Below are 5,753 nucleotides of genomic sequence, written 5' to 3'. Positions count from 1 at the left end.
CCTTCTCAGCGCATTCACCATCGGTCGGATGGTGCTCGCGGCACTCTGTCGCAAGGGACAAAAGTCATGACTGAATCCTTCCTCAGCATCCGCGGCATCCGTAAGAAGTTCGGCTCGTTCACGGCAGTGAAAGACGTCACCATGAATATTGCCGAGGGCGAGTTCATGACGTTCCTCGGCCCGTCCGGATCCGGAAAGTCGACGACACTCTATATTCTTGCTGGCTTTCAGGATCCGACCGACGGCGACATCCTGCTCAACGGCCAGAGCCTGCTGTCGACGCCTTCCCATCAGCGCAATATCGGCATGGTGTTCCAGCGCTATACACTCTTCCCGCACCTGTCAGTCGGCGAGAATGTGGCGTTTCCGCTGCGCATCCGCCGTCGGCCGCAAGCCGAGATTGCCGAGCGCGTGCAAGCCGCACTCAAGCTGGTGAGGCTCGACGGTTTCGAGGACCGAAAGCCGGCATTGATGTCTGGTGGACAGCAGCAGCGCGTCGCGCTCGCCCGAGCGCTCGTCTACAATCCGCCCGTTCTTTTGATGGACGAGCCGTTGTCAGCGCTCGACAAAAAACTGCGCGAAGAGATTCAGTTCGAAATCCGGCGGATCCATCAGGAGACCGGTGTCACCATCCTTTACGTCACCCATGACCAGGAGGAGGCGTTGCGCCTGTCCGACCGCATCGCGGTGTTCAGCCAAGGCGAAGTCGATCAGATCGGGACAGGCCAGGAACTTTATGCGAACCCAGCCACCCATTTTGTCGCTGGCTTCATCGGGGACAGCAACTTCATAGAGGCTGCGATCCTCGCAAATGACGATGGAAAAGCAAGGCTCGCGCTGCCTGGCGGCACGGTCGTCGACGGTGTACCGATGCATGGCGGGAAGGCGGCGGGAAAGGCCTCGCTTCTGTTGAGGCCTGAGCGGCTGTCGCTCTCGCAGGCACCGGTTGATGCAGGTCTCTCGGTTACGATCGACGACATCACTTTCCTTGGCAACAACATTGAAGTCGCCACCCAAACGAGCAACGGTGACACGCTGTCGGTGAGACTGCCGTTCGGCCACCGGGCGATCTCCCAACTCGCGCGCGGCGATCAGGCATGGCTCAGCTTCGATAGCAGCTCGACCCACGCCTTCGCCTGACACGACCGCACAAATGTCGCGACACCACGGGCACTAACACGAATACCGATCATTCGAGGAGTCCTCTATCATGGCTATTTCCGAGGCGCTGATTTCCAGGCTCAAGGATCGTTCGCTCGTCACGGACCGAGCCCCGGTCGCGGGGGTATGGCTCGGCGCGGGCGAGGGAAGCGACACGTTTGAGGTAAAAAATCCCTCGACCGGGGAGACGATCGCAACATTGCCCAATCTTGGCCGCGCCGACGCGCATCACGCGATTGAGGTCGCTCATAAGGCGCAAGCGAGCTGGGCGAAAAAGACCGGCAAGGAGCGCGCGGCGGTTTTGCGCAAGCTCTACGACCTGATGGTTGCGAACGTTGACGATCTCGCTGCGATCCTGACCATGGAGATGGGCAAACCTCTTTCCGAGGCGCGCGGAGAGATCCTCTATGGGGCGTCTTATGTGGAGTGGTTCGGCGAAGAGGCCAAACGCGTCTACGGTGACACGATTCCCGGCCATCAGAAGGACAAGCGTATCCTCGTTCTCAAGCAGCCGATCGGGGTCGTCGCTGCGATCACACCTTGGAACTTTCCAAACGCAATGCTCGCCCGCAAGCTGGCGCCGGCCCTTGCCGCTGGGTGTGCCGTGATATCGAAGCCAGCGGCAGAAACCCCGCTTTCGGCACTGTCGCTCGCCTTGTTGGCGGAACGCGCCGGCGTGCCGTCGGGTCTCTTCAGCGTCATCGTATCGACGGATGCCGCGTCGATTGGCAAGGAGCTCACTGGCAATGACAAGGTCCGCAAGCTCACCTTCACCGGCTCCACCGAGGTGGGACGTATCCTGATGCGGCAAGGCGCCGACAAGATCCTGAAACTTGGTCTGGAGCTTGGTGGCAACGCGCCGTTCATCGTGTTCGATGACGCCGATATCGACGCGGCGGTCGAAGGGGCTATGGTCTCAAAGTTCCGCAACAACGGGCAGACATGCGTCTGCGCCAATCGACTTTACGTCCAGGCCGGCGTCTACGACGCGTTCGCCGAAAAGCTTGCGGCGAGGGTTGCGTCGATCAAGGTCGGGGACGGGTTCGAAGATGGCGTCACTGCAGGCCCCCTGATCGACCGCAATGCTCTTGCCAAGGTCGAAGACCACATTGCTGACGCGGTGGCGAAAGACGCTCGGGTAGCACTTGGCGGCAAGCAGGACGCGAAGGGCGGTTTGTTTTTCCAGCCGACCGTGCTGACGGGCGTGACGGCCACGATGAAGATTGCGAAGGAAGAAACGTTCGGACCGGTCGCGCCGCTCTTCAAGTTTGAAACGGAAGAGGAAGTTGTTGCTCTCGCCAATGACACGGAGTTCGGACTGGCCTCGTACTTCTACGCCAAGGATCTCGCCAAAGTGTTCCGGGTGGCGGAAGCTCTGGAATACGGAATCGTCGGCGTTAACACCGGTTCGATTTCTACTGAGCTGGCGCCGTTCGGCGGAATCAAGCAATCCGGGCAAGGCCGAGAAGGCTCAAAATACGGCATCGAAGACTACATTGAACTCAAGTATCTTTGTCTCGATGTCGGGTGATGGGATCAGGGCCAGTGAATGACCAGCCAAGGTGCCGCGGGCCGGACCGACCTTTCACCCAAAAGCATTTAGATCGAGGCCGAACTCGAATCCCCATGTCGCTCGCACGACGGTGATTTACGGCTCCGCCGCACGCGTGTTGCTAGGTGTTTCACGCTCTGGGCCAAAGTGATCGCATAATGTATTTAGTGGGACGAGTTCTTGATTGCCGGCATCAGGTCCGTTTTCGCCTGCGTATGATCTTGCCTGGTCGCCAATTTCGCCGCGTGATGGCCGCCCACGATTCAGGTGCGTGCACTTGGTGGCACGGGCGTGCCCCGATGGCGGGGCTTTAGGCCGCTGGGAGACCTGTCAGGTTATGGAAAGCGAGATACGTCCACGAATGGTTGCTCCGGGTTTCAATGCCGTCAGCCCTGCGCTTTCTCTGAGGGTTTCCGGAAGGGCAAATGCGCCCGCGACATGAGAGACCGGTTCAACGCAAATGTAGCCGGTCGTCCGGTGCACGACGACAAATGGAAGCCCGGAGTGCCGGGAGACTTCCAGCCTGCCTGCGTCCGTCGATATTCTCGTATGGGACCATTCAGAAAAATGCTCAGTGAAGGGGCGGTTGAGTAGTGGCGCCGTTGGCAGAGACCGCCGTTCCCAGCCATCGGTTGGCTGGCTGGAGACCGACGACGGCCGCCTCAAGCCTGCATTGCATTGTACCGGAGTGTCCAGAGTTGAAACAAAATACGGGTGCCAACCCAGTCCAGCCGGTACCGAAGTGCCCGCCTGATTTGTGAGTTCAAGCTCTACGTCCAATCTTGAACCGCATATGCGGAAGCGTTGCATCGCCATGAATTCAAATGGCCATTCGGGATCAGCCTTGTAGTGCAGCGTCAGCACCATCTCGTCCGGCGTTGACGTCAGAACATCCCACGGTCGGCGATGCGCAGGTCCGTGCATGGCATCCGTGCCGCGGTATGGATTCGGCTGAAGCTGATGGCATCCGTCTCCTTGTTTGAAGCGGGCATCTGCCAGTCGTCCGTGAAACGGAAACAGGGGGAAGGCGCCAGCCTTTGGCCAGTCGAGAGGATCGAAGTCCATATCGGTCAGTGGAACGATGACGTCGCCGTAATCTCTGTGCGACAACCGCGTCAGACGTCCTCCAAGGTCGGGCCGGAAGGTAGCCGATAGCGCACCGCTGTTAATGGTCAGATCGGGCACGACAGGCCCCAATCAAATTCCGATAAACCTTGGATCATGCCGCCCAACGTGCCTAGGGTCCCACCCGGCGACGCCTGATCGCGCCGTCGTGATCCTTCGCGCAAAACCGCCCGCCCTGAAAATGGTCGGCGACCTGGGTATTTTCCGCCGTCGGCGCCTGAGCGCTCAATGAACGGGCCGCGCCGCGCGCGGTGCCACGATCCGCCGGCCGATAGCCAAGCTTCGCCGCCGTCGAGTTGTCCCACCAGTCGTACTCGGTCTGAGAAACCCCATAGACAGTGGTGCAATCGATATCGGGATGTTCAAGTCCGATTAGAATGAGCTGTGCAAGGTCGCGCGGGCTGACCCAGGTGCCGAGGCTGCGTGCGTCGCTGCGTGGATCATGCGGATCGATCGTAGCGTTCGCGATCCTGATGATCAGGCTGCGGATTCCGAACTTCTCAAAGTACAGGCCGGCTTCAAGTTCATTCCAGCACTTGCCAAGGCCGTAGAAGCTGTCGGGACGCATCAAGCCATCCGGCGGCACCTGCTGATCGCGAGGATAGAACCCGGTGGCGTGGTTGCTGGATCCAAGTACCACCCGCTTGATTCCGAGCTCCCGCGCGGCCTCGTACAAATTGTGCGTGCCGAGAACGTTCACACGAAGAATATCCTCGATCGCTCTCTCGCCGGGATAACCGGCCAGGTGAATGACAGCGTCGACGCCGTCCAGGGCGTTCCGCATGGCTCCAAAGTCGCAGATGTCGACCTGAGTCCAGGTCTCGTCTTCACGCAAGTCGCCGGGGTCGGTGGTGTCCAGGATACGGATCGAGCGGATCTTCCCTTTGAGGGCCTCGCGAATTCTCTGGCCCACTCTGCCTGAGCCGCCGGTGAGCGCCACGACCTGGTCCGACCGAGACGACGCAGGTTTTCCTTCCGATGCAGCGGCTGCATCAGTCAATCCTTCAGCATATTGCACTTACTTAAACTCCTTCGAACATCCGCTGGCGCGCGTTCAGGATATGGCGTTGCATCGCAAGGCGTGCGCCTTCTGAGTCACGCTGCCGGATCGCTTCGAATATCGCGTCATGCTCCGACTGAACGGAGCGCAGGCGCTCCGGCGTACGGAGAAGGCTGAGCTGGCGGGTGATATTCATGCCCGTGGCGATGTGTGGCGCCAGGGATTCCTGTATAGAGATGTAGTATGGATTTCGTGTCGCGTGAGCCACAGCTTCGTGAAACTGCCGATCCTCTTCAATACCTACCGTACCCGTCTTGACACACCGTTCCAGTACTTCGAGAGCCTCACTGAGGTGCTGAAGATCTTCCTCCTGCCACCTTTCGGCAGCCAGCGCAGCAGCCGCGGCTTCGTGACCCGCTCGGAACTCGAAACAGCGCTGAACGTCTGCAAGTGATCCAACCTGCGCAAACCGAAGAACCGCAAGATCAGGCTGCCGCTTTACGTAGGTACCTGAGCCTTGCCTCGAGACGACGACACCATCCTCCCGAAGGCGACCCAGAGCTTCGCGTACAACGGGCCTCGAAACAGCAAATCGGGTCGAAAGATCGGTCTCTGAGGGTAATCTGCTGTTCAGTCGCAGATCGCCGCGGGCAATAAGCGCTACGATCCCGTCATAAACAACATCGCTCAGTCGTTCCGGAGATGTATCCCTGGCCGCGAGTTCTAGCCCGGTATCGGTCATGTCGCTCTATCCCGATTTGTAAGAAGTGCTTCTTTCCGAAAGGCAGTGCGAAATCGCCCGGCGAGCGAACGGGATTCCCACTGCGAATTCCGGCTGGTGAACTTATAGCAACGTATGGTTTGCGAAGACAAGTTCGCTCCTTCCTGCGTCCGCCCAATCTTCGCTTTCGGACT

Annotated in this window: 5 protein-coding genes; 2 read left to right on the top strand and 3 right to left on the bottom strand. The window is 59.4% G+C overall.

Annotated elements, in window-relative coordinates; translation table 11 throughout:
- The first annotated feature begins 66 nt into the window (after positions 1 to 66).
- Positions 67 to 1,140, top strand: a complete 1,074-nt coding sequence (locus tag I8N66_RS35665) for an ABC transporter ATP-binding protein (protein WP_291164749.1) — start codon at positions 67 to 69, stop codon at positions 1,138 to 1,140.
- A gap of 70 nt (positions 1,141 to 1,210) precedes the next feature.
- The gene (locus tag I8N66_RS35660) at positions 1,211 to 2,692 is read left to right on the top strand and encodes an NAD-dependent succinate-semialdehyde dehydrogenase (RefSeq protein WP_291164745.1); all 1,482 of its coding nucleotides are present in this window, start codon (positions 1,211 to 1,213) and stop codon (positions 2,690 to 2,692) included.
- Positions 2,693 to 3,043: 351 nt separating this feature from the next.
- Here I8N66_RS35660 and I8N66_RS35655 read toward each other — a convergent pair whose 3' ends face one another.
- The 3 genes from I8N66_RS35655 to I8N66_RS35645 are packed head-to-tail and all read right to left on the bottom strand — an operon-like array spanning position 3,044 to position 5,580.
- Positions 3,044 to 3,898: an aldose 1-epimerase gene (locus I8N66_RS35655; RefSeq protein WP_291164742.1), complete on the bottom strand. Its 855-nt coding sequence runs from the start codon at positions 3,896 to 3,898 to the stop codon at positions 3,044 to 3,046.
- A 52-nt stretch (positions 3,899 to 3,950) separates the two neighbouring features.
- Positions 3,951 to 4,838 carry an NAD(P)-dependent oxidoreductase gene (locus tag I8N66_RS35650; protein WP_291164752.1) on the bottom strand — a complete coding sequence of 296 codons (888 nt, stop codon included), beginning with the start codon at positions 4,836 to 4,838 and terminating at the stop codon, positions 3,951 to 3,953.
- A 22-nt stretch (positions 4,839 to 4,860) separates the two neighbouring features.
- Positions 4,861 to 5,580: a FadR/GntR family transcriptional regulator gene (locus I8N66_RS35645; protein ID WP_291164739.1), complete on the bottom strand. Its 720-nt coding sequence runs from the start codon at positions 5,578 to 5,580 to the stop codon at positions 4,861 to 4,863.
- Positions 5,581 to 5,753: the final 173 nt, after the last annotated feature.

This window comes from Ensifer sp. SSB1 (assembly GCF_016652895.1).
Classification (GTDB): domain Bacteria; phylum Pseudomonadota; class Alphaproteobacteria; order Rhizobiales; family Rhizobiaceae; genus Ensifer.
This window is presented reverse-complemented; position numbering and strand designations above follow the sequence as displayed.

Bases quoted from the DNA above. Each gene is read 5' to 3' on its own strand.
- I8N66_RS35665 (WP_291164749.1), top strand. From the start codon at position 67: ATGACTGAATCCTTCCTCAGCATCCGCGGCATCCGTAAGAAGTTCGGC.
- I8N66_RS35660 (WP_291164745.1), top strand. From the start codon at position 1,211: ATGGCTATTTCCGAGGCGCTGATTTCCAGGCTCAAGGATCGTTCGCTC.
- I8N66_RS35645 (WP_291164739.1), bottom strand. From the start codon at position 5,580: ATGACCGATACCGGGCTAGAACTCGCGGCCAGGGATACATCTCCGGAA.